24 protein-coding genes are annotated in these 22,936 nt (G+C 40.1%); 11 read left to right on the plus strand and 13 right to left on the minus strand.

Translation table 11 applies throughout. The annotated features are described in order from the left end of the window. Window positions 1-47 precede the first annotated feature (47 nt). A complete protein-coding gene (locus R3D71_08905) occupies window positions 48-1,553 on the minus strand; it encodes a hypothetical protein (GenBank protein ID MEZ5691766.1) in 1,506 nt (501 codons plus the stop codon). Window positions 1,554-1,785: 232 nt separating this feature from the next. Here R3D71_08905 and ilvC point away from each other — a divergent pair, with 232 nt between their 5' ends. Genes ilvC through era form a run of 5 tightly spaced genes read left to right on the plus strand, consistent with a single transcriptional unit; the run spans window position 1,786 to window position 5,482 of the window. Next, window positions 1,786-2,805 (plus strand): ketol-acid reductoisomerase, encoded by a 1,020-nt coding sequence (ilvC, locus tag R3D71_08910; GenBank protein ID MEZ5691767.1) that lies wholly within the window; start codon window positions 1,786-1,788, stop codon window positions 2,803-2,805. A 36-nt stretch (window positions 2,806-2,841) separates the two neighbouring features. Then, entirely contained in the window at window positions 2,842-3,087 is a 246-nt protein-coding gene (locus tag R3D71_08915; GenBank protein MEZ5691768.1) for a YMGG-like glycine zipper-containing protein, read from the plus strand. An 18-nt stretch (window positions 3,088-3,105) separates the two neighbouring features. Beyond that, entirely contained in the window at window positions 3,106-3,909 is an 804-nt protein-coding gene (gene lepB, locus R3D71_08920) for a signal peptidase I (GenBank protein ID MEZ5691769.1), read from the plus strand. Beyond that, window positions 3,909-4,568 carry a ribonuclease III gene (gene rnc / locus R3D71_08925; protein MEZ5691770.1) on the plus strand — a complete coding sequence of 220 codons (660 nt, stop codon included), beginning with the start codon at window positions 3,909-3,911 and terminating at the stop codon, window positions 4,566-4,568. Before lepB ends, rnc begins: the two co-directional genes overlap by 1 nt. After that, window positions 4,565-5,482 carry a GTPase Era gene (gene era / locus R3D71_08930; protein ID MEZ5691771.1) on the plus strand — a complete coding sequence of 306 codons (918 nt, stop codon included), beginning with the start codon at window positions 4,565-4,567 and terminating at the stop codon, window positions 5,480-5,482. Before rnc ends, era begins: the two co-directional genes overlap by 4 nt. Before the next feature lie 12 nt (window positions 5,483-5,494). Here the strand turns inward: era and R3D71_08935 are convergent, their stop codons facing one another. Beyond that, the gene (locus R3D71_08935; protein MEZ5691772.1) at window positions 5,495-5,704 is read right to left on the minus strand and encodes a hypothetical protein; all 210 of its coding nucleotides are present in this window, start codon (window positions 5,702-5,704) and stop codon (window positions 5,495-5,497) included. Between the two features lie 258 nt (window positions 5,705-5,962). Beyond that, window positions 5,963-7,261 carry a DNA recombination protein RmuC gene (locus R3D71_08940; protein ID MEZ5691773.1) on the minus strand — a complete coding sequence of 433 codons (1,299 nt, stop codon included), beginning with the start codon at window positions 7,259-7,261 and terminating at the stop codon, window positions 5,963-5,965. 128 nt (window positions 7,262-7,389) lie between these two features. Between R3D71_08940 and glmU the strand changes: the two genes are divergently transcribed. Together glmU and R3D71_08950 are read left to right on the plus strand one after the other, a co-directional pair. Then, entirely contained in the window at window positions 7,390-8,700 is a 1,311-nt protein-coding gene (gene glmU, locus R3D71_08945) for a bifunctional UDP-N-acetylglucosamine diphosphorylase/glucosamine-1-phosphate N-acetyltransferase GlmU (GenBank protein MEZ5691774.1), read from the plus strand. Window positions 8,701-8,702: 2 nt separating this feature from the next. Next, the gene (locus R3D71_08950) at window positions 8,703-9,068 is read left to right on the plus strand and encodes a DUF983 domain-containing protein (GenBank protein MEZ5691775.1); all 366 of its coding nucleotides are present in this window, start codon (window positions 8,703-8,705) and stop codon (window positions 9,066-9,068) included. A gap of 16 nt (window positions 9,069-9,084) precedes the next feature. Here the strand turns inward: R3D71_08950 and R3D71_08955 are convergent, their stop codons facing one another. Beyond that, window positions 9,085-10,371, minus strand: a complete 1,287-nt coding sequence (locus R3D71_08955; protein MEZ5691776.1) for a L,D-transpeptidase family protein — start codon at window positions 10,369-10,371, stop codon at window positions 9,085-9,087. 101 nt (window positions 10,372-10,472) lie between these two features. Between R3D71_08955 and R3D71_08960 the strand changes: the two genes are divergently transcribed. After that, entirely contained in the window at window positions 10,473-11,300 is an 828-nt protein-coding gene (locus R3D71_08960) for a carbon-nitrogen hydrolase family protein (GenBank protein MEZ5691777.1), read from the plus strand. 129 nt (window positions 11,301-11,429) lie between these two features. After that, on the plus strand, window positions 11,430-12,464 hold the full coding sequence (locus R3D71_08965; GenBank protein ID MEZ5691778.1) for an EAL domain-containing protein: 1,035 nt from the start codon (window positions 11,430-11,432) through the stop codon (window positions 12,462-12,464). Between the two features lies 1 nt (window position 12,465). On the opposite strand, the gene R3D71_08970 is transcribed toward R3D71_08965, so the two are convergent. The 9 genes from R3D71_08970 to R3D71_09010 form a co-directional block, all read right to left on the minus strand. Then, window positions 12,466-12,960, minus strand: a complete 495-nt coding sequence (locus R3D71_08970; protein MEZ5691779.1) for a hypothetical protein — start codon at window positions 12,958-12,960, stop codon at window positions 12,466-12,468. A gap of 227 nt (window positions 12,961-13,187) precedes the next feature. Next, on the minus strand, window positions 13,188-13,829 hold the full coding sequence (ruvA, locus tag R3D71_08975; protein MEZ5691780.1) for a Holliday junction branch migration protein RuvA: 642 nt from the start codon (window positions 13,827-13,829) through the stop codon (window positions 13,188-13,190). Next, a complete protein-coding gene (gene ruvC, locus R3D71_08980; GenBank protein ID MEZ5691781.1) occupies window positions 13,826-14,332 on the minus strand; it encodes a crossover junction endodeoxyribonuclease RuvC in 507 nt (168 codons plus the stop codon). Before ruvC ends, ruvA begins: the two co-directional genes overlap by 4 nt. Before the next feature lie 11 nt (window positions 14,333-14,343). After that, window positions 14,344-15,093 (minus strand): YebC/PmpR family DNA-binding transcriptional regulator, encoded by a 750-nt coding sequence (locus tag R3D71_08985; protein ID MEZ5691782.1) that lies wholly within the window; start codon window positions 15,091-15,093, stop codon window positions 14,344-14,346. Window positions 15,094-15,125: 32 nt separating this feature from the next. Next, the gene (locus R3D71_08990; GenBank protein ID MEZ5691783.1) at window positions 15,126-16,577 is read right to left on the minus strand and encodes a hypothetical protein; all 1,452 of its coding nucleotides are present in this window, start codon (window positions 16,575-16,577) and stop codon (window positions 15,126-15,128) included. A gap of 119 nt (window positions 16,578-16,696) precedes the next feature. Continuing rightward, window positions 16,697-17,479 (minus strand): inositol monophosphatase family protein, encoded by a 783-nt coding sequence (locus R3D71_08995; protein MEZ5691784.1) that lies wholly within the window; start codon window positions 17,477-17,479, stop codon window positions 16,697-16,699. 112 nt (window positions 17,480-17,591) lie between these two features. Further along, a complete protein-coding gene (efp, locus tag R3D71_09000; protein MEZ5691785.1) occupies window positions 17,592-18,158 on the minus strand; it encodes an elongation factor P in 567 nt (188 codons plus the stop codon). Continuing rightward, entirely contained in the window at window positions 18,148-18,810 is a 663-nt protein-coding gene (thiE, locus tag R3D71_09005; protein MEZ5691786.1) for a thiamine phosphate synthase, read from the minus strand. Before thiE ends, efp begins: the two co-directional genes overlap by 11 nt. Further along, window positions 18,811-19,740, minus strand: coding sequence for a class I fructose-bisphosphate aldolase (locus R3D71_09010; GenBank protein ID MEZ5691787.1), 930 nt, complete (start codon window positions 19,738-19,740; stop codon window positions 18,811-18,813). It lies immediately after the preceding gene. A 464-nt stretch (window positions 19,741-20,204) separates the two neighbouring features. On the opposite strand from R3D71_09010, the gene R3D71_09015 reads away from it, so the two are divergent. Continuing rightward, window positions 20,205-21,383: a hypothetical protein gene (locus R3D71_09015; GenBank protein ID MEZ5691788.1), complete on the plus strand. Its 1,179-nt coding sequence runs from the start codon at window positions 20,205-20,207 to the stop codon at window positions 21,381-21,383. Window positions 21,384-21,386: 3 nt separating this feature from the next. After that, window positions 21,387-22,919, plus strand: a complete 1,533-nt coding sequence (locus R3D71_09020; protein ID MEZ5691789.1) for a hypothetical protein — start codon at window positions 21,387-21,389, stop codon at window positions 22,917-22,919. Window positions 22,920-22,936 lie beyond the last annotated feature (17 nt).

The following is a 22,936-nucleotide window of genomic DNA, read 5'->3' on the forward strand; positions in this document are numbered from 1 at the left end:
CCTATGAGGCGCTGGCTTCTTGTTCCCTAAACCCTAGCACCTAGCCCCTATATAGCAACACCACCCAAGTTATTTTTTCCCGCATTATAATTAGATCGTACATTATCACGCTCCGCGATCTTTTGCTCAGGTCTTATATATTGTCCAAATGGAATTACTGTTTCCTTACCGTCAATTTTCATTTGCAGGAAAAATTTAGTCGCACCGCCCATATCCGGCTTGACATGAAACCGTAGGTTAGTCGCTCCCGACGCTTCATAACTATCTATCGGATGGCTATGCACCAAACTTTCCCCATTCCGGTTAAAACCAACCAGATGCGCTTTCGCTCCCAATATCTCATCAAGCTTAATAGCCTTGCCACTTTTACTTTTTACACTTACTTTAAGAGTCGTATCCTCACCAGCGCTTAATGGAGGATTCGCGTCAAGCTCTATTTCTATATCCCCTTTTTCCGCTGTTAACATATGCTGTATATTAGGACTCACATCATATCTAACAGACGATGGGATAGAATTTTTCGCTATAATATTTTGTCCACTTCCAATCAATGTATAATCAGCCCAAACATCATAACTATTTCGGCTTTTTGGAGTAAAGGACGCGGTAAAAAGACCGGTATTTTCATCGTAAACCGGATGAATATGATGAAAATCTTTCATTGATTTATCAATAATAAGAACATGTAGTTTCTCGGTAAAGCTTTCCTTCAGATCATTACCTGTCAATACTCTACCATTACTATCCTTCAACTGAAATGATAACTCGGTCTCTTTGCCTATTTCAATCTTTGGATTACTAACCAGATTAGTAGAGACATGCTTATCAATATTGTTTTGTAAATCTATATGTCCATTATGATTAGCATGCTCAGTGATTTCTTGTTCAGCTTTCTCACTAGCATACATAGCCCCTGTCACCGAAAGAGCGGCTCCTCCACAAGTTATCAAATGAGTAAACGCGCTACCAAGACCAGAAGCGGCACTCGCCATGTGCATCTCACCAATAGTACCGATTGAGGATGATAAAGCGGACATTACACTCGCGGCAACCTCCGCGCCAGCAAAAGAAGCTATATAAGAAATTCCAACACTAATACCTGTTAGTATACTAGGAAGAGCGATCAGTGCCGACGTAGCGAGGGCAGCGTATTTTATTATCTTTCCCCACGATATTTTTTTGTCATCAACGTCCTTCTCTTTTTCTTTTTTCTCCAGATAATTACCTAACAATACTCCACCAATACCAATGATTCCTGAAGAAGCGGCGGTAGCTATACCACCTTCGGCTAGCGTTTCTCCAACCACAGGTATATTTCCCATAAACCCATTTATAAGACCGGCAAGCCCACTGCCATGACCTGCGCTATGGAATGAATGCATTATATCATTAACACTAGTACCACTTAGTTTAAGCGCCTCACCAACATACGGGGTTATAATGACACCGGAAGTCACAAGACCTGTTTTAAGCAACGCACCATAATGTTTATGCTGTTTATAATCATGGTGATGATCACTTGTATCACTATGTTGACCATGATCTGGTGACATGATAAATAACTTTCAATTTCAATATAATAAAATAATACGGATGTATTATAACAAAAATTAACTATACTCTCATGGTATGGTATTACCAGCATTAATCAAGAATAAACAGTTTGTAAAATAAATATATAAAAATTCTTTGCAAATTACCGCTAATTAGGTAATCTCACATATCCTTTTTAGAGAATAAATTAAATACGATAATTATAAAAACAATCCGGTGGAGCTATGAGATATGAGAGTTTACTACGATAATGACGCTGATCTTAATCTAATAAAAAATAAAAAAATAGCTATAATTGGCTATGGTAGTCAGGGGCACGCCCATGCCGCTAATCTTCGTGATTCTGGCATCAAAGAGGTACGTGTCGCTCTAAAACCTGATTCAATAAGTGTCGCCAAAGCTAAATCAGCTAAGTTTGAGGTAATGACTCCAGCAGAAGCCGCCTCTTGGGCTGATATTATCATGATACTTACTCCAGATGAGACTCAAGCCGACCTATACAACAGTGAGATAGCTCCTAATGTTAAAAAAGTAACTAGCCTTGTTTTCGCTCACGGCTTTAACATTCATTTTGGGCTTATTGAACCAAGAGCGGATATGGATGTGTGGATGGTAGCTCCTAAAGGTCCTGGCCATACTGTTCGCGGTGAATATCAAAAAGGTGGTGGTGTTCCATGCCTAGTAGCCGTGCATCAAGACGCTTCTGGCAATGCTCTGGAACTAGCTCTTGCCTATGCCAGCGCAGTTGGTGGTGGTCGTTCTGGCATAATAGAAACAACTTTCCGTGAGGAATGTGAAACCGACTTATTTGGTGAACAAGCTGTACTTTGTGGCGGTGTTTCCGCACTTATTCAAGCCGGTTTTGAAACTCTTGTTGAGGCGGGATACGCTCCTGAAATGGCATATTTTGAATGCTTGCATGAGGTAAAACTCATTGTTGACCTTATATATGAAGGTGGTATCGCCAATATGCGCTATAGTGTTTCCAACACCGCTGAATACGGGGATTATGTAACAGGAAAGCGCATCATAAATTCCAGAACTAAAGCTGAAATGAAAAAAGTCTTAGATGATATACAATCAGGACGTTTCGCCCGTGACTGGATGTTAGAAAATAAATCTGGCAAACCATCATTTAAGGCAACACGCCGTTTGCAAGCGGAGCATCCGATAGAGGAAGTAGGAAATAAATTAAGGGAAATGATGCCTTGGATTACCAAAAATAAATTAGTGGACAAAGCTAAGAATTAGTTAATATCAGTTTATATTAAATATAAGGATCATATTATGAAAAAAATTTTCGGTACTATTATTGCCTTAACAACTATTGTGCCTCTATCAGCATGTGGCAACACAACTAGTGACCGTGCCTTGAGTGGCGCTGGTATCGGAGCCGGTGTTGGTGCTGTAGGCGGCGCTATAATCGGCGGCGATCCAGTAACCGGCGCGGCGGTCGGTGGTGCGGTTGGCGCTGCCGTTGGTGCTGTAGTAAAAGAAGAGAATTTAGATCTTGGCAAACCAATCTGGAAATAGGTTAGATCATATTGACTTATGGATAAAATAGAAACCACGGACAAAGATACTGACGTTAAGGAGAAGGAATATCCTTGGGATGGCTTTCTTAAAACGATAGTTTTTGCCGTACTGTTGGCTTTAGTTGTCCGCAGCTTTCTGTTTGAGCCTTTTCACATCCCATCTGGTTCTATGAAAAGCAACCTTCTGGTTGGTGATTACCTGTTCGTTTCTAAATATTCCTATGGATATAGCAGATATTCCTTTCCTCTTGGTCTACCTTTATTTTCGGGAAGGGTAATGGCTTCAAAACCCAAAAGAGGAGATGTAGTAGTATTTCGCTACCCTCCACACCCTCGTATTGACTACATAAAAAGGGTTATCGGGCTTCCCGGTGATATGGTTCAAGTAAAAGAAGGTTATGTTTATATAAATGGCAAAAAACTTGAGCGTAAACGTGTGGCGGACTTTTCTGACATTGAAGGCAATATAATAGAGACTATACCACGTTTTGTAGAAACCCTTCCAGAAGGCAAGAATATAACCATATTAAAGGAAAACCTACCAGATCCTTATATGACTACGGGAGAGGAAATTGAGAGTTATTATCTGGCTAATAATACTCCTGAATATACAGTACCGGAAGGGCATTATTTTGTTATGGGCGACAATCGTGATAATTCACGTGACAGCCGTTTTGAAGTTGGGTTTGTTCCTGAGGAAAATTTAGTGGGAAGAGCCGAGATAATCTGGTTTTCAACCAATGGCACATCAAAGCTTCTTGAGCCTTTCAGTTGGTTCAAGACCATGCGCATAGAACGTTTTTTCAAAATTATTAATTAATGAAACAATTACAAAAAAATATCGGCTATACTTTCAACGATACAAGTTTGCTGGAATTAGCCCTTACTCATCCCAGTGTAAATAAAAAGAAAAACTACCAACGCCTTGAGTTTCTTGGTGATTCAGTTGTTGGAATGTTGGTCGCCCACATCATTTATGATATGTTCCCACAAGAAAAAGAAGGAGAACTAGCACGCCGCCTTTCCCTATTAGTGCGCGGTGATACATTGGCTAAAGTAGCAAATAAAATTGATCTTGGAAAATATCTTATAGTCTCAACAAGCGAAGAAAAATCTGGTGGCAGAGAACGTTCCTCAAACCTTGAGGACGCTATGGAAGCGTTAATCGGAGCGATTTATCTGGATGGTGGGATAAAAGCGGCTACCGATTTCGTAACTCCTCGTTGGAAGGAAATTGCCGCTGATATTCCTGAAGCGGTAAAAGACGCGAAAACCGAACTACAAGAATGGGCACAAGGTAGAGGGCTACCACTTCCTTCCTATAAAATGATTAAAACCGAAGGCTCTGACCACTCTCCAATATTTACCATAGAAGTAACGGTATCAGGTTACGCTCCAGCGACCGCGAGCGCTGGCTCTAAGAAAACCGCTCAACAGGAAGCGGCAACAGAATTACTCGGCATACTGAAAAACCTATGACCACCAGTAACAACTCAACCGATAAACAAAAATGTGGGATTATCGCTATTGTCGGCGCACCAAACGCTGGCAAATCCACTTTACTGAATTATATGATCGGCGGAAAACTCTCTATAGTTACTCCAAAAGTACAAACCACCAGATTTAATATACGTGGCATCTATACCCATGAGAACTCTCAATTAGTATTTATAGATACACCGGGAATTTTCAATCCTGATAAAAAATTTGAACAGGCAATGGTAAGTGCCGCATGGTCAGCCATTTCCGATAGCGATATTGTCTTACTATTAATAGACGCGGCAAAAGGTATAAATGATGGCTTGCTTACCATTATCAGCAAGCTAAAAGAAAAAACCGATAAACCAGTCTGCCTACTGCTTAATAAAATAGATGCTATAAAAAAATCTGAACTATTTGACCTTGCCGCCGCCTGCGATAAAGTCGGCAACTTCCACAAAATATTTATGGTATCAGCCCTAAAAGGAAGTGGTGTAAGTGACGTAACCTCATATCTTGCTAATAACATCCCTGCCCATCCTTGGTTATATCCTGACGCGCAGATAAGTGATATATCCATGCGTATGCTTGCCGCTGAGATAACACGGGAAAAGTTGTTTTTACGCCTCAATAAGGAAATTCCTTACTCAATTATGGTAGAAACCGAAAGCTGGGATGAGAAAGATAATTCCATAAAAATAGCGCAGGCTATATATGTACAAAAAGAAGGACAAAAGAAAATCGTAATCGGCAAAAATGGCGCGATGCTTAAAGCGATAGGAATAGCGTCCCGCAAAGAACTAGAAAAACTAACTGATAAAAAAATCCACCTTTCCCTATTCGTAAAAATAAAGGAAAGATGGAAAGATAATAGCGAAACTTATAAGCTTCTAGGGTTAGAATTTAAGAGGTGATTTCTACTAATATTAGGCTCTGCCTTCATACTTACCAGCGTTACTAGCTCTACCTTGCGGAACTGATACTTCATTACTATCAGAAAGGACTATATCTTTATTACCACCAAGCGCTTTTTCCGCCGCGCTAAAAGCAACATTTACCACATTTTCCGCTACAGGAACCACTTTCGTAATCCGCTCAGCTCCCTCTATCATCTCACCAAAACTAACTTTACTCATCTCTAAACTCCTAAAATAAACTTATCTAAAAATTATGTTCCCCTATATATTTTTATCATAACCTATTTTATTTTTATTTGGGTTACAATTTTGTGAAGGTTTATTTTTCATATGTATGACAGTTATATTACATGAAAAAAGTGAATATGTTATTAACTATCATATTGTAATAAAATGAGATTTTTTAAGAAAGCAACCACTTTGGAATAATCAATTAGTTACAGGATAATTAACATAAAATTTTATATTCACCCTTCCTTAACCTTCCGCCACTTCAACCTCTATAAACCGCCCATTTCCTTCGTCAAAATCACTTTCCAGCTTATCCTTCAAGGAGTTAGGCAGCGATTTATTAGCTTTTATTCCCAGTTCCTTCAGTTTTTCCGTTTGCCTTAACATATTATCACGACCATCTACCAGCTTACCACGAGCTGAATCATAGGTTTTTTGCAATCTCCCGATATGCTCATCTATTTTTTCCATATCCTCCATAAAACCCATTATTTTGTCATATAATTTGCCACCCTGCCTCGCTATCTCCTGAGCGTTTAGATTCTGCCGCTCAATCCGCCAAATAGAGGCTATAGTGCGCAGTGTGGCAAACATGGTGGAAGGGCAAACCAGTACTATCTTTTTATCCCAAGCATATGAATGAAGATCACTATCCTCCTGTAAAGCCAATGAGAATGCCCCTTCAATCGGCAAAAATAACATTACAAAGTCGGGAGTTTTAAGAGACTCTATATTATGGTAACTCTTATCGCTAAGATTATTTACGTGCGCTTTTATTGAACGGATAAATTCCTTGATAAGCAATTTACTCGCGTTTTCATCACTCTCAGCGCAATAACGTTCATACGCGGTAAGCGATACTTTGGAATCTATTATTATATGTTTCTCATCCGGTAAATTCACTATTACATCTGGTTGCAGACGACTACCATCATCACCTTTCAAACCCATGCCGGATGCCTGTACTATATATTCCTCACCAGAACGTAGTCCTGATTTTTCAAGTATCCGCTCTAGCATAACCTCACCCCAATTTCCTTGCGCTTTTGAATCACCCTTTAGGGCTTTGGTCAAACTATCGGTTTGCAATACTATTTTTTCTATTTCCGCCTTTAGAGTATGCGTCTCTTTGCCTTGCGCGGAAAATGACTCTTCCATATTCTTTTTGAACTCACCAAGACGCTCTTTCAGTGGATTTAATATCTCGCTTATTTTCTGCTCAGATTTTATGGAGAATTTATCGCTAAAACTCTCAAATATATTGTTCGCCGTATTTTTGAACTCAGCGCGTAATTTTTCCTGTGTATTATCTAGCTCTTTGCTCAGGACTTCGTTCTTGGTTTCCGCCGCTATCGCTCGCTCATAAAACCCTTGTTTTTCCTGTATATGCAGTTCAATTTCTTTTTTAAGCTCATCTAATTTCTGCTGAGCTACTTCAAATCTGCCAGAAATACCACTCCTACGACCATTCGCGATTATCCACGCCGCAAGAAACCCTATCACTAAAGCAAGAGTAGCCATAAGTATCGTAGTCATTATTTCCATGTCATCACCCCAGATGTTATTGATTTATTGAGCGAATTAGATTATTCATTCTTCTATCGTAAAAACTATAGTAGCCCCTACAAAATGTCAATTTTGTGGTTACTTCCGTGTAAAAATAAGGAGAGTTTATGACTTCTTTCGCCTGCGTAATACTTGCTGCCGGTAAGGGTACTAGAATGAAATCCACCATGCCAAAAGTTATGCATGAGGTCGCCGGAATGCCGATGATTAATCATGTAATAACCACTGTATCAAAACTTAACCCTGATAAAAAAATAGTGGTGATCGCCGATCATATGGAATCAGTAAAAGAATCCGTAAAAAAGATTGATAACAAAGCGTCCTTTGCCATCCAACATGAACAGCTTGGCACGGCTCACGCTGTATCACAAACCAAAGAATATTTATCATCATATAGCGGGAAAGTGTTAATATTATACGGTGACACTCCACTCATAACATCTGATACTCTGGAAAGAATGCTGGAGAAATCCGTATCAGCGGAAGTTACGGTTCTTGGTATGCGCCTTACCAACCCATACGGATATGGTCGTCTGCTACTTGATGAGAAAGGGCATATAAGTGAGATAATAGAAGAAAAAGACGCAAACGATGCCCAGAAAAAAATTAATCTCTGCAACTCAGGGGTTATGGTTGTAAGTGGCAAATATCTTTTTGATATTCTTTCTAAAATCACTCCAAACAATAAAGCCGGTGAATATTATTTAACGGATATTATAGCGCTCGCCGGTGATATGAATCTACATTGCTCTGTGGTAGAAGCTGACGCTTCTGAACTTTCAGGAGTAAACAGCAGAGCGCAACTTGCTGAGGCTGAATCCGTAATCCAAAACCGTCTGCGTAAGAATCTGCTTGATAGCGGTGTTACCATGACCGATCCAAGCAGTGTATATTTACGCGGCGACACTAGAATAGCGCCAGATGTAATAATCCATCCAAATGTTGTTTTTGGTGAAGAGGTAAATATTGAGGGTGGCGTTTTGATAAAATCATTTTCTCATATTGAGGGGGCACATATAAAATCAGGAGCGGTCGTGGGACCATTCGCCCGTTTGCGTAAAGGCAGTGTAGTAGGTAATAACGCTAACATCGGAAATTTTGTTGAACTAAAAAACACCACACTGGGAGATAATGCCAAAGCCAATCACCTAAGCTATGTAGGTGATAGCGAAGTTGGCAATAATGCTAATATCGGAGCCGGAACAATTACCTGTAATTATGACGGTGTAAACAAGCATAAAACAATAATTGGTGAAGGAGCGTTTATCGGCTCTAACAGCTCGCTGGTAGCTCCAGTAAAAATTGGAAATAACTCTATAACCGGAGCGGGAAGCGTAATAACCACCGATGTACCAGAAAACAACCTAGCCATAGAAAGAAGTGAGCAAATAAATAAACAGAAAAAAGTTGGAAAATAATCATGAGTGATGATAAACTTAGTTTCCCATTAGTTGTTGTTCGCGGTTCTTTTTCCCTTTGTCCAAATTGTGGAGAGGGAAAAATATTCAAATCTTACCTTAAACCCGTAGATAATTGTCAAATATGTAAAACTGAACTTGGCAGTATACGGGCTGATGATGGTCCAGCGTGGTTTACCATGATAATAGTTGGCTGCCTGCTTACACCATTTATAGTTATTACATTTCCTATGATTAATCTTCCACTATGGGTTACCGCAATATTCTGGCCAAGCATCGCTATTCTCTTAGCGCTATTAATTCTACCTAGAGCTAAAGGAGCGTTTATCGGAGCTTTGTGGTTGCTAGATAAAAGAAAAAACAACTAACGGCAAAAACCGCAACCTACTTATCAGCAATTTTATTTTCTCTAACTATCCTATTTATATTATCTTTTTCCAGCTCATAAATATCAGGATAAAAATAAGGCTTACCACTTTTTTCATCAACCCACGCTGTCCAATAAACGGCGTGTACAGGAACTTCTTTTATCATCACAATTTTAGATTCATCACTATCATAAGTTTTATCTATACGCGAGCTGTCCCAACCAGAGCGTCCTTTCATAATAAAATGAGTAAGTTCTTTTGGTTTCTCAACCCTAATACAACCATGACTTAACGCTCTGTTTGTCTTATTGAAAAGTTGTGGATATTTCGTGGAATGCAAATATATATTATGATTATTTGGAACATTAAACTTTACTTTACCAAGAGTATTACCCTTTCCAGGTAATTGTTTGAAACGGTAATAATCACCACTTTCAACTTCCGCATCAATATCCTGATTTTCTATAACATCCCCATAAACATCCGTTACCACATAGTTACCGTCAGTTAAAAAATCTGGATTTTCTTTTATCTTAGCCATTATCTCTTCTGAGGCTATGCTTTTTGGCACATACCATGGTGGATTAAAACTCACATGATTTATTTTATTATTAAAAATAGGAGTATTATTTTTGACATCACCAACAATTACTTTTGATTTTATTATATCTTCACCATCTTCAACCGCCGACAGATAATATCCAGCTATATTCACCAGAATATAACGTCCGCCAAGCTCTTTCATTTCCTGCATGCGCTTTAATGTCGCCTCTATCTGAGCAATACGGAACTCCACAGGAACAAGCATCGCCGCCTGTGTATTCTTGCCTATCATACCGTCTATTTCAAGACCATGCCTTTTCTGAAACTCTTTAACAGCCTCTACCAACCTTTTATCAAAAACATCTTCGGATTGTTCAGTATCAGTTTCTTCATCTTCTTTACTTTCTTCTTTTTTGTAATCACCCATCACTGAAAGTATACTGCGAATAGTAGGAATACGACTATCACTCATCTGCGGCTTTATGGTTTTGCCAAGCTTAAAACTCGCCCAACCACCATCTGCCTTTATTTTTTCGTACTTGTTCCTGACCTCTTGTAAAGGCTCTATATACTTAACGTAAACAACGGAATCATTTTCCGATTTCTCATCCGCGATTTTTTCTACAGATTGTTCATTGTCGCCTGATATATTTCCTCTGTCTTTATCCACACTATCAGCGGCAATAGAGTCATAACCATAAACATTGATGGTAAGTAATAAAAAATATATCAGTGTATTTCGTTTGCTTATGTTATACATTCATAACACTTTCATTTACTTGATTGAAGTCAGGCTATACTACAGGAATAATATTAATCTTTGGTTATTTTTATTAAACAAGAACTTATATAAAATACATCATGACAATGGACAAACTAAAAATAGCGTGCGTACAATTTACCGCCAGTGATGACATTGAAAGCAATATCATTAAAGTTGAAAAAATGGTGGAAAAATCCGCGCTTCAAGGCTGTTCTCTTATAACAACTCCTGAAAATACATTCCGCATGGAAAAAACCGATAGCGATAAAAAATATTATAATCAAGATGATCATCCGGCGATAATCGCTTCTTCCAATATGGCAAAAAAACATAATATATGGCTACTTATTGGCAGCATAGCCATACTGTCGCAAGATGGCACAAAATATCAAAAAAACTTTAACCGCAGCCTACTTTTTAGTCCCGATGGAAAAATAGCCGCCTATTACGATAAAATACATTTATTTGATGTAGAGGTCGGCGACAGTCATTCATATCAAGAATCTAAAAGAATAAAGGCTGGAAATAAAATGGGAATCGTAGACACTCCATGGGGCAAACTAGGTATGACCATATGCTATGATTTAAGATTTCCACAACTATACAGGCAACTTGCAAAAGCGGGAGCTAGAATAATAACCGTACCAGCGGCGTTTACCCAAAAAACTGGGGAGGCTCACTGGCACACATTACTAAGAGCGAGAGCCATTGAGAATAGCTGTTTCATCATAGCCCCAGCTCAAACCGGCACCCATGACGATGGAAAACAAACCTACGGACATTCGCTAATAATTGACCCATGGGGAAAGATTATCGCTGACGGCGACGTTGATGAGACAATAATAACCGCAGAACTTGACTTAACAATTGTAGAACAGGTCAGAAAAAACCTACCAAGCCTAACCCATGATCGGGATTTTTCTTAATCTTTATGAGTAAAAATAAAGTTATATAACTACAGGCTATAAAAGCATTATTAATAAAAAAGTAACTAACTTACCATATCCTATTGTAACCCATTGTTTATAATTATAATATATCGCTCTCTTTTTATTATGCCTGAATCCCAACAGAAAATATTCAATATACCGTACTTGCAGTACGATAATTACTGGTTAAACCTGTTCTCAAAATCAGGTGCTCTCAATTCAGACATCGCCAATAAATTGCAGGGAATCGGCTACCATAAAGAGAAAGATGGTAGATGGGTAGCGCAAACCACTCATAAATGGGCGGAGCTGTGGGCAAAAACCTATAGTATTTTACAAAAGAACCAACTCACCTCAGCCATTGAAGTCGCTCTTACCACACAAGAAGAAATACATAACGATGAGGAACTTAAAAAAGCGTCATCAATTCAGAATATCGCGGAAAATTTATGGCTTGGCGAAGCATTAAAAGAAGATAGGATAATGTGCTACTTACAGCCAATCGTAACCGATAAAAAACAAAGATTTGGCTTTGAGTCATTTGTCCGCGCCAGCTCCGCTGACGGAAAAATCATAAATGGTGGTGACATAGTAAAAGCAAGCAAAATACTTAATATAGAGCATATAATAGATCGTCACTTACATGTGCAAGCAGTCCAAACTTTCGCGTCTGGTAAATGCTTAGGATTTCTGTTTGTAAATTTCTTTCCGGGTTTTATCCACCGCCCGTCTGTCTATTTAGAGGGACTAGGGCAAGCAGCTAAAATGTTTTCAATAATACCAAAAAATCTAGTCTTGGAGTTCACCCGTTGCGAAAGCAAACACGATCTGAAACATGTAAAAAGCGTTTGCGAGTACGCCCTTTCCCAAGGTTATTCAGTAGCTCTTGATGATATTACTACCTTTGATAACGCTAAAAAGCTCATACAGGAAATACGCCCTGATTTTGTTAAGCTAGACATACAGGAACTCGGTGGAATTTCTAACCCAGATACTCGTACCACTATAAACCAGATAAACACGCTAGCAAAAAACACCGGATGTACAGTTATAGCCGAAGGGGTTGAAACAGAGGAAGAGTACAACGAACTAAAACACCTAAATATTACGTTATTTCAAGGCTATTATTTCGCACCACCCTCACCGATTGATAAGCTATAAACTAACCTATCGCCATCTCGCCTGATTTTTCAGCGTGCTCGGAGAGTGTTTTAGATTTTATATCACCTTTTTTAAGACTATTATCAGCGAACTCTTTTTTATCACAGCCTTTACAATCACTATCCTTATTCTTAAGTGACAAATTAGTCGCTAGAGCCGGATCCTCTACATTAAAAGTGTGACCTCCTCTATCAAGCTTAATATAAGAATGTGGTCCCATCCGCTCACGCTCAAGAGACAAATCATGTGCCCGATTACGAGTGAGGAAAGAGCGCACTACCTGTATTATACCAACTATATTTAATATGGATGCCGCCCAAGATAGTCCTGTAGATGGGCTAGCTTTACGCAAATTATAATTATCAACAGCGACTCCAACAAGCCCCGACACCGCGCCCGTTGAGAACTGCGACTCCGCCTTATAATTAAGCTTACTCGCCTGTTCTTTCAGCTTGTTTTGCTCATAATCTTTCTGTGTTTCATAAACCGTAGCCATAAACCACCCTCATATACAATAACAACCGCACGATGATAGCAATTATACGAACAAACCACAATAATTGAAATATTATGTTTTTATTACATATAATAAAAACCCTACCGGCGGCACATCCGGTATACAGCAAAGACCGACAGGCACGATAAACCAGAGATAATGCGAACCTTCAGCACGCCTCATGGAATCCTAAGTAGAAAACATCAGACCCAAAAAATATATATTTATCAAGCACCCGCTAATTCTTTAAGAGAAAGCTTTATCAATTCATCAACAGCTTGATTTTCATCATTTTTCACTATTTTTGCCACCGCCCCATAAGCATCACCACGATTATATCCAAGATTAACCAAAGCGGAGACAGCATCATCGTTTAGATCATTCCTTATAACAGCCTGTTTCAGATTTTTCCTAACAATATTACCTTTACTACCGGTCGCCACATCAACCACAAACTCCGAAGTTGGAAGTTTAAGAGCTTTATCCTTAAGCTCACTTACAATACGTTCGGCAAGCTTCGCGCCTATACCGCTGATGGTCTTAAAAGAAGCCGCGTCTTTTGCCATAATTAGCTGGGAAATACGCACCGGAGAATAAGCCGCCAAAATAGCGATAGCCACCTTATTACCTACCCCCTGTACTGTAGCGAGCGTACGGAACCAATCACGCTCCATATTATCTAAGAACCCATATAAATGTATATGGTCTTCTCTAACATTAGTTTCTATAACCAATTTTATTTCTTCACCAACCGACAACTCAGAGAGCAATCTAGTAGAGACAAAAACACCATAGCCAACCCCTCCCACATCAATGATCAGCGAATCATCATTAATCTCCTCTACTATGCCTCTAAGCCTTCCTATCATGTCATTACCATATTGTTATTTTTTATATTGTTAAAATCTCTCCTATGCGCGTGACAAATAGCAACCGCAAGAGCGTCAGAAGCGTCAACGGCAACAGCGTCGCTTTCCGGCAATAGCCTTTTTACCATCATCGCCACCTGATTTTTATCGGCATGTCCTACCCCCACCACAGATTTTTTCACAAAATTAGCGCTATACTCGCAAACAACAATATCACGCAAACCAAGAGTAAGCAAGATAGCTCCCCTCGCCTGTCCCAGCTTAAGGCTAGAGGCATTATTCTTATTTACGAAAGTCTCTTCTACAGAAGCTTCGTAAGGATTATATAAATCAGCTATTTTAATAATCCCATCATGTATCTGACGCAATCTTGTTGATATATTATCACTGGAATTACTTTTAATCACGCCACAAGATATAAAAGAAACACTATTACCAGAGGAATTTATAACCCCCCATCCTGTGTGCCTTAATCCGGGATCAATTCCTAAAATCGTGACCATAAATAAATGCTTCAATCATTTATACGCTGCAATATATCATCAGAAATCTCAAAATTAGAGAATACTTCCTGCACATCATCATTATCATCCAGCAAATCTATCATTTTAAGCAAAGTCCTAGCTTGCTCCTCATCAACTGACACCGTGTTTTTCGGCTGCCATATCATCTTAGCTGATTCCGGCTCACCAAACCTATTTTCAAGACCGTCACGAACCTGCCCGAACTGCTCCAAAGCACAACTTATTATATGAGTATTATCATCAAACTCGCAATTATCAGCGCCAACTTCTATGGCCGCCTCAAACATTCCATCCTGTGTAGCTATTTCCGCTTTATAAACAATACGCCCAATATAATCAAACATGAAGCTTACACTTCCAGACTCTCCCATCGTACCACCAAACTTACTAAACGCCGCCCGTATATCTGGTGCTGTACGATTACGATTATCAGTCAGCGCTTCTACGATGATAGCTATTCCGCCAACCCCGTACCCCTCATAACGTACCGACTCAAAATTATCAGTATCAACATCCCCACTACCACGTTTTATGGCAGCTTCTATCCTATCTCTTGGCATATTCTCACTACGTGCCCAAGATATAGCACTACGTAAACGAGGATTAGAAGCTGGATCAGGATTACCCACCTTACACGCCGATATTATCTCTCTTCCAATCTTGGTAAATAATTTACCACGCTTAGCGTCCTGCGCTCCCTTACGGTACATTATATTCTTAAACTGTGAATGACCAGCCATTTAATAATTACCTTAAATGATGATAGATGATGCTACAACCTACCACCTGCTAGGAAAATATCAACCCTGTCAGGAGCTCCTCTCTTCAGATCATCATTACCCTCAGCACGAACACTTATATTTATCCTCTCAACACCATTTTCAATCAAGAAAGCTCTTACCGCAAGAACCCTAGAAAATGACACACGCTTAGCCGAAGTCACCTGATCCGCTGACTCACTAGCGTAGGATATTAAAGTCACCCTCTCGCCGCTTTCTTTAACTTTCTTAGCTAGCTCCTTAAGATCAGGCTCAATAGAAAGCGGAAGCACGGTCTCGGTACTAATAAACTTAATTGTCATGTCTGGAGCATCAGCTGCCTTGCCTTTAACGTCCGGCTTCTTTTCTTCCTTTTTATCTTCCACTACATCGTTGTCACCGCCATCACTTCCTAAAGCCTTAGCGAACTCCTCATCAATATTTGGTGGCGGAGCGGTAGGTGTGATTTTCACATCAGAAGCCTTCTTTTCCTCTGGCTCTTTATCATCAATCAATACCGGTGGAACTGGCAACACAGGAACTTCCACATCAACCTTTGGATGCTCTATCTCTACCGCTGGCGGCACTGGAAATTCAGGAATTTTTGCGGCTGAATCATCAAAATGTGGCAATTTAGGCGCTTCTGGAATTTTTGGCATATCAATGTCAACTTTCGGCTTTTTAACATCAACCTCTGGCATTTTCGGAATATTTGGAACATCAGGAACTATTTTCACCTTATCCTCAACTACAGGCTCAACAACTGGTGGCGCTGGAAATTCAGGAGTTTCTATAATTTTCCCTTTCGGAGGTGTTACCTTAACACTATCAATTTTGTTGATAACTGGATGAGTTGCAGGAGATACATCTTTCTTAACTATATTCTCCAAATCACTGCTCTTAGGAGGCTTAATATCCTTAGTTTTATCAACTAACACCTTATCATTTATTTTAGGGATTTTAACATCAGACTTGACCTCTACCGGCTTATCTTTTTTCAAATCCTTCTCGGTAAATTTAGGAACTGGTTTTATTTCCGGTTTTTTATGTATAACCGGCTTTTTAACAACCTTCTTACTGGTCTTAGCTTTAGACTTATTATTGTTTTTAGCCTTATCAAAAACATCATCAACCGGTGAATATGAAGGCTTATAACCGGCTTTGCTTTCCGGCATTTTCATAACTTTACTACCGCCTGAGGGTTTAGATGATGTTTTTCTAGTGTCATTACTCTGTGACTTAGTGGCTGACTTAATAGCAGGAGCGAAAGGATCCTTCCTAACCGGTGCCAATTTGTCCAAAACTCCAAGATTAACCTCCACGCTTGGCTTTGCTCTTTGCTTTTCACGAGCTTCCGCACTTTGAGTAAACATAAAAGAACAACACAGAGCGGATATAGCTAAAATTGATGACGTACGGTAAAAAACCGATTTAATATTTTCGTCCTTTGAAGTCTTATAAAGCATAAAAACCCTTCACTATCATATTGAATATTTCATTTATTACATAAGTAAAGCATCTATTTATCTATAAAATCAACAAAAAACATAAATACCCATTTAACATTCACACGAAATGGATAGATTCACGATTTATCAGACGCTATTTTCTTAACAGAATCAAACAAAAACGGGCTGCTAGCAAGAATTGAGTTAGAATATATATCTATATCAGCACCATCTATTTTCCTACAAACGCCACCGGCTTCCGTGACAATAAGCATACCAGCGGCTATATCCCATGGCTGGACGTTATTATGCCAACAAGCATCTATTCTTCCAGCGGCCATATTGGCTAAATCCAATGCGGAAGCCCCAAAATGCCGGATAATTGAACCACATTTTTCCATCCGCTCACAAGCTGCTATAGCGTCTCTTGGACTGCCGGTAGCCAGCATTAATTCCTCAAAATTACTACGGCTAGCGATTAATATCTTACGGTTATTAAGTAACGCTCCTTTACCTTTTTCCGCTGAAAATAGCTCATTATGTATCGGGTCAAATATAACACCGGCTGTAATTTCTCTTTTGCCATTATTTTTCAATTCCTCCAAAGCTATTGAAATACAAAAATAAGGTATGGCGTGAATAAAATTACTTGTTCCATCAAGAGGATCTATTATCCAGCGATGCTTCTTGTCTTTTCCTTCTATTTCCCCTTCTTCTTCCATTAAAAACCCATAATCAGGGCGAGCTACAGAAAGCTCCTTACGCAATAGCTTCTCGGTGCGTATGTCGGATTTAGTAACGAAGTTTGAAGCTCCTTTACGAGAAATCTGTAATTTATCTACCTCACCAAAATCCCGCAATAAGCCTTTACCAGCTTTAATCGCGGCGGAGGTCATAACATTTATAACAGGAGAAGCCATAGAAAAAATCAAATAATATAAGAAAAATCAAAATACTACAAATAATATACTGTATTATAAAGGATAATAGACTATCAACATTAACCAATAGTTAAAACACAAAAAACCAATTTTACTCTTTAGCTCTCTCAACATACTCAAAACTGCTAGTATCCACTACCACCGTCTCTCCCGCCGGAATAAATGGCGGCACCATAATTCTCACGCCATTTTCTAAAATAGCTGGCTTATACGAGGAAGAAACCGTCTGACCTTTTATTACCGGATCAGCCTCCGCTATTTTTACCGATACTTTTGGCGGCAAAGCGACAGATAACGGTGTTCCTTCATGAGTCTGCACCTCAACGGTCATCCCGTCCTGCAAAAATGCCGCCGCGTCACCTAAAAATTCTTTATTTATAATAAATTGCTCATAATTCTCATTATCCATAAATGTGTAATTATCACCATCAACAAACAAAAAATTACATGAACGTGAATCCAGTGAGACCCGCTCTATTTTCTCTGATGATGAAAAACGTGGCGTGTTTTTAGTACCGGTCTTTACGTCTTTAAGCTCAACCTGATTAAAAGAACGCAGATTTCCGGGTGTCCTTATCTCATGTTTCACCACAAACCACAGCCTATCATTCCAATCAATCACCATTCCCGCACGCACCGCACCACCATCAATTTTCATAATTTTTTGCCTTTTTTATCACCTCATTAAACTCCGCCACCGCCTTTTGCGGTGAAACCGGATGATTCCACACTGCCTGTATCACCGCAATAAAATCAGCCCCCGCCTTTATGAGTGACGAACAGTTCTGCGGGTTAATACCACCAATAGCCACGCAGGGCAAGAGCATATATTCCTGCCACCAGCTTAATATCTCAGGATCTGGAGTTCCATATTTCGCCAAATCCTCAGGGCTCTTACTATTAGTAGGATAGAAAGCGCCAAACGCCACATAATCCGCTCCCTCCTCTCCGGCAACCATAGCCAAATGCTTGGAATCATGGCAAGAAATGCCTATTACCGCGTCATCACCAAGAAGCTTACGAGCGGATATTATACTACCATCATCCTGCCCAAGATGCACACCATCAGCGCCAATTTTGGCGGCAATATCAGCTCTATCATTGATTATAAAGGCAACCTCACATTGTGCGCAAATAGGTCGCAATAGCTCCGCCACCTTTAATATTTCCTCATCGCTCACATTTTTTAGACGCAACTGAAAAGCGCCAACATCACCACCATCAAACGCCTGCTTTAGCTGTTCACTAAAATCGGGAACATTAATAGACGGTGGACTAATGAGATAAAGGCGGCAGGAACCCTCGTACAATTATTTATCACCCTTATAAATTTTGATAATATTATCAAGCAGAGCTAGCGCCTCAGCACGCGGACGCTGGAAGGTATTACGCCCGATAATAGAACCATTACCACCACCATCACGAATAGCGCGGATCTCATCCATAAGCTCTGTCTCTCCTTTGGCGTTTCCACCGGAGAATACCACAATACGCCGTCCAGCGAAACACGCTTGCTTAATATGCGCTATACGATCGCTAAGAGTGCCAATAGCGATTTTTTCTGCCTCATACACTTTTTTCGCTTCCGCTTGCTCTAAAGCTTCTGTTGGCGGCTTAACCTTAATTATATGCGCGCCAAGCAAAGCGGCGATATGGGCGGCATAAGCTGAAGTATCCATAGCGGTCTCACCGACCTTACTTATATCCTCACCTCGCACATATGACCAAATAACCACAGCAAGACCATAAGCTTTGGCTTCTTCTGCCATATCGCGGATTTCTTCCATCATATCAAACATATTGTTGGATCCGGGATAGATGGTAAAACCAATCGCCGAGCAACCAAGACGAAGAGCGTCCGCCACTGATGCGGTCACCGCTTGATTAGGAGCGTCCGCCTTAGGGGCAAAAGAATTAGAACTATTTACCTTTAGTATCAATGGAATTTGACCAGCGAAACTATCAGCTCCTGCCTCCAACATACCAAGAGGAGCGGCGTAAGCGGAAAGCCCAGCGTCAACCGCCAGTTGAAAATGATAATGTGGATCATACGCGTCAGGATTTTTAGCGAAACTACGAGCAGGACCATGCTCAAACCCTTGATCCACCGGAAGAATTACCAGCCTTCCAGTTCCTCCAAGCTTGCCTTGCATCAACATACGAACCAAATTCGCTTTTGTTCCAGCGTTATCACTTTCGTAAAAAGACAGAATTTTCTTAACTTTTGGCGTTATTTTCATAAACTTACCCCTTCCAAATAATACATATAACAATATAATTTTGATATTTTTATCTTACAAATTCTGCGGAACAATACAGCCTTATTCGCCAATTTCAATAGCTGACTTAATAAAAACTTTAAAATATGTTTTACCTCCGAAAAAATCTACTGATTTTCACACTTGTCTCGCCGTAGCGCAAAGACGCAAAGGCGGATGAGGCATGCTCAAGGCTGGCGTGACCGGTAGGTTATGCTCTTTATCCTCTCTACTTCAGAGATATGAAAGCAGATATACGTGCCAAAATTATATTAAGATTATTTTACATAAACCATTAATATATCGCAAAAATTAACTAATTTGTTACAGTTGTGTTAAATTTAGGGTTACACAACTATATATTCTTGAGAATACATATTATGTCGTGTTAAATTCAATAGTGAGGGAGTGTTTAACCAAAAAAAGCTAAAAAAGCAAAAAATAAAATGAACTGGCAGGAAAAAATAAATCCAACAAAATTTGACGGCATCAAGAAAGCCGCCATTTCTGCTGTTGAGTATCCAGCCAAATTCTTAAATAACGGTCACCATGCGTTCCAGTCACTCCCTTCACAACATCGTCTATCATCTGCCGCCGGTATGGCGCTTGGCTGGAAGACGGGTGATTATTTAAGAGATATAATGTTTGGTGTAAACCAATTCGCTGAGGGTGAGTATGAGGAAGTAAAACGCAAGGATGTTCCTGCTCCTTTGCGTTTCCTACATAAAACCATTGACTGGAATCCTCATTCCGACGCTCCTGACCAACAATGGAAAAAACTCGCTCATCAAATGCTACCCGCTGTGTTCGCTGGTGTTGGAACAGTTATCGGCAGCACATTTATTTTTGAGAAAGACGGCAAAGAGCAAGCCTTTATAGCCGCTAAAAAATCTAAATCGCCACTTACATTCATGGACGCGGAAAAGCACGCGCACTATAATCAGGCGAAAGTAATGCGTGTTCTCACAGCGGCTACCGGTGGCTTTAGTACCGCCTCCATGCTTACCATCATTTACGGAGCCATGCTTAATATGGCTTTCGCTACCGCCAATGGGGCGAGAATATTTACTGGCGACCTAGCAAAAGGCAACGCCGCGCCAGCAAAATCTCTTGACTCTATGCTTGGTAGTGTTGGTGAATATACTAAGCTAGCGGAAAAATCCGGCGGCAAAGTAGATGAAAGATGGGCAAAAGGACTTGTAACAAGAGTATTAGAGCCACTTTTTGGAGAAGATCTTAAATCACCGGAAGCGCAAGAAAGAGTACGCGGCAAAATACAGGAAATATTCCAAAAAACTTTTGACAAACACAAGAACCAAGACGGTGTTATAAACCCCGAAAAACTCGCTGAAGCGGTAAGCGCCGATATGAAAAAAATATTCGGCAATCATAACGATATAAACGAAAAAAATTTCGCGCAAGGATTTGATAAAGCTATTGAAGAGTTAGGGTTAAATCCTAAGAACGCTAAATTTGGCAACGCTATACCGTTAGTACGCTGGATAAATGAAGCACTAGAATTAGTTGGGATTGGCAAAAATAATAGCGCTAAGAGTTTCTCTGATAGGATAGTTAAAGAAAGAAACACTCCTACTCATCATTCAACATCACCAGCGGGGGCGTAGGATATGGAACAAGCTACGCCAGAAATCGGAAGGGAAAGAAGTTATCGCGATGTAGAAAACCCAGCTACAAATAGCTCTTCTTCTAAGGACTTCGCTCCGGTAGCCGGAATAACTCACCCTGAGGTAAGCACTAAAGGAAAAAGTGCCGGTGACTACGCTTATGAAATGATGAGGCTAAATCAAGAGCAATATAAACATCAAGGCAAAGCCCCACCACCTGCTGTTAAATGGATTGGTGACGCTTCGCTTGCCGTTCTTCCCATGAATCGTTTGGACAGTGCTATCGGGCTACTTATTGGTCTACTTACCTTTGGTTCAATCGCCAATATCGCGACAGGTCGTAACCTAGCCAACGGCAATGCGATAGCTGCTGACAAAACACCTTCTTTCCTAAAACCCATACACGGTATAGTAAAGAACTATAATCCCAAAGGTCTTACCAGTCGCGATAAATGGATAAAATACGCTCATGTCGGATTTTACTCGCTCGGTGGATTGCTGGGGGTTAAAATTGGTTCTGACATCGCCTACAAAGATGTTAAAGAAGCCAATAAAAATCCGCGCTATCTCGAGGATTACTTAACTAGTGTGTCGCATATACAAGGCGACACATGGAGCTGGCTATCAGCTTCCTCCGGTGTATTTGGTTCAGCATCAGGTACATGGGCAATGCCAATACCTGGAATAAATTATGGGATAGGTATGGTTGGACGTGTTACCAGCATGCAAGATCGTAATACTATGTTCAAAGGTCTAAATGATAAGACTTCAGGAGCGACCACTCCCTCCTACCTACGCCTTAAAGAAGGGGCGTATTATCTAGCACACCATGCTGTTGACAATCCGGCGAAAGATCCAACTCAAATTGAGTATCTAGCATACACGTTACTTGGTCCCGTATTCCGTGACAAGCTTACTGCTGATCACATAAAACAGTTCACTAATGCGGTACACCGTGTACGTGACCATTATTGGCAAGAAGGTGGAATACCAAAAGAAAAAAGAACTGAAGCACTAAACACGATGAAAGAGGTATTTACCGGCGCTGGTCTTGAGGTGTTATTGGTGAATATGGGGTTAAATCCGGCGACTGTCGCTTTTGATGATATAAATGGTTGGATCGGAAAAATCGGTAATGTCGGTCAGAAAAAAGAAATAAAAGAGAAGCAAGAAGAATATTGGAGTTCACTACAGAACCGCCTCCCTAAATATGTTCAGGCTGGAATTATGACGCAAGAACGCGCCAATTGGGTAAAAGAAGGTATAGAAGATATGCGCCATGGCAAACGTCAAGAGGCTCTTCCTCCCGATTATCAGGAACAAACACACCTTAAAATTGATGACGTTATTACAACTCATAAAGATGAATTCTCCAAGAAGCCGGAAATGGCGGGGACAGTAGCTGAAAAGCTTGATATAAAGCCAAAAACCAGCCTTGATAAACTGCTAGAATCAGCCAAAGGTGAAGGGGATTTTCGTGAAAAAATCCTTAAAGAGAGACAAAATATGACCTCTCCTCGATTTGTTTTTGAGTAAAACTGGGAAAATATCTA

The sequence above is a fragment of the Rickettsiales bacterium genome, assembly GCA_041396965.1.
In the GTDB taxonomy this organism is placed as follows: Bacteria; Pseudomonadota; Alphaproteobacteria; order Rickettsiales; family SXRF01; genus SXRF01.

Bases quoted from the DNA above. Each gene is read 5' to 3' on its own strand.
- R3D71_08965 (MEZ5691778.1), top strand. From the start codon at position 11,430: ATGCCTGAATCCCAACAGAAAATATTCAATATACCGTACTTGCAGTAC.
- R3D71_08970 (MEZ5691779.1), bottom strand. From the start codon at position 12,960: ATGGCTACGGTTTATGAAACACAGAAAGATTATGAGCAAAACAAGCTG.
- R3D71_08915 (MEZ5691768.1), top strand. From the start codon at position 2,842: ATGAAAAAAATTTTCGGTACTATTATTGCCTTAACAACTATTGTGCCT.
- lepB (MEZ5691769.1), top strand. From the start codon at position 3,106: ATGGATAAAATAGAAACCACGGACAAAGATACTGACGTTAAGGAGAAG.
- R3D71_09015 (MEZ5691788.1), top strand. From the start codon at position 20,205: ATGAACTGGCAGGAAAAAATAAATCCAACAAAATTTGACGGCATCAAG.
- R3D71_08950 (MEZ5691775.1), top strand. From the start codon at position 8,703: ATGAGTGATGATAAACTTAGTTTCCCATTAGTTGTTGTTCGCGGTTCT.
- ilvC (MEZ5691767.1), top strand. From the start codon at position 1,786: ATGAGAGTTTACTACGATAATGACGCTGATCTTAATCTAATAAAAAAT.
- R3D71_08960 (MEZ5691777.1), top strand. From the start codon at position 10,473: ATGACAATGGACAAACTAAAAATAGCGTGCGTACAATTTACCGCCAGT.
- R3D71_08935 (MEZ5691772.1), bottom strand. From the start codon at position 5,704: ATGAGTAAAGTTAGTTTTGGTGAGATGATAGAGGGAGCTGAGCGGATT.
- R3D71_08955 (MEZ5691776.1), bottom strand. From the start codon at position 10,371: ATGTATAACATAAGCAAACGAAATACACTGATATATTTTTTATTACTT.
- efp (MEZ5691785.1), bottom strand. From the start codon at position 18,158: ATGAAAATTGATGGTGGTGCGGTGCGTGCGGGAATGGTGATTGATTGG.
- era (MEZ5691771.1), top strand. From the start codon at position 4,565: ATGACCACCAGTAACAACTCAACCGATAAACAAAAATGTGGGATTATC.
- R3D71_09010 (MEZ5691787.1), bottom strand. From the start codon at position 19,740: ATGAAAATAACGCCAAAAGTTAAGAAAATTCTGTCTTTTTACGAAAGT.
- R3D71_08985 (MEZ5691782.1), bottom strand. From the start codon at position 15,093: ATGGCTGGTCATTCACAGTTTAAGAATATAATGTACCGTAAGGGAGCG.
- ruvC (MEZ5691781.1), bottom strand. From the start codon at position 14,332: ATGGTCACGATTTTAGGAATTGATCCCGGATTAAGGCACACAGGATGG.
- R3D71_08995 (MEZ5691784.1), bottom strand. From the start codon at position 17,479: ATGGCTTCTCCTGTTATAAATGTTATGACCTCCGCCGCGATTAAAGCT.
- glmU (MEZ5691774.1), top strand. From the start codon at position 7,390: ATGACTTCTTTCGCCTGCGTAATACTTGCTGCCGGTAAGGGTACTAGA.
- R3D71_08940 (MEZ5691773.1), bottom strand. From the start codon at position 7,261: ATGGAAATAATGACTACGATACTTATGGCTACTCTTGCTTTAGTGATA.
- R3D71_08905 (MEZ5691766.1), bottom strand. From the start codon at position 1,553: ATGTCACCAGATCATGGTCAACATAGTGATACAAGTGATCATCACCAT.
- R3D71_08990 (MEZ5691783.1), bottom strand. From the start codon at position 16,577: ATGCTTTATAAGACTTCAAAGGACGAAAATATTAAATCGGTTTTTTAC.
- rnc (MEZ5691770.1), top strand. From the start codon at position 3,909: ATGAAACAATTACAAAAAAATATCGGCTATACTTTCAACGATACAAGT.
- R3D71_09020 (MEZ5691789.1), top strand. From the start codon at position 21,387: ATGGAACAAGCTACGCCAGAAATCGGAAGGGAAAGAAGTTATCGCGAT.
- ruvA (MEZ5691780.1), bottom strand. From the start codon at position 13,829: ATGATAGGAAGGCTTAGAGGCATAGTAGAGGAGATTAATGATGATTCG.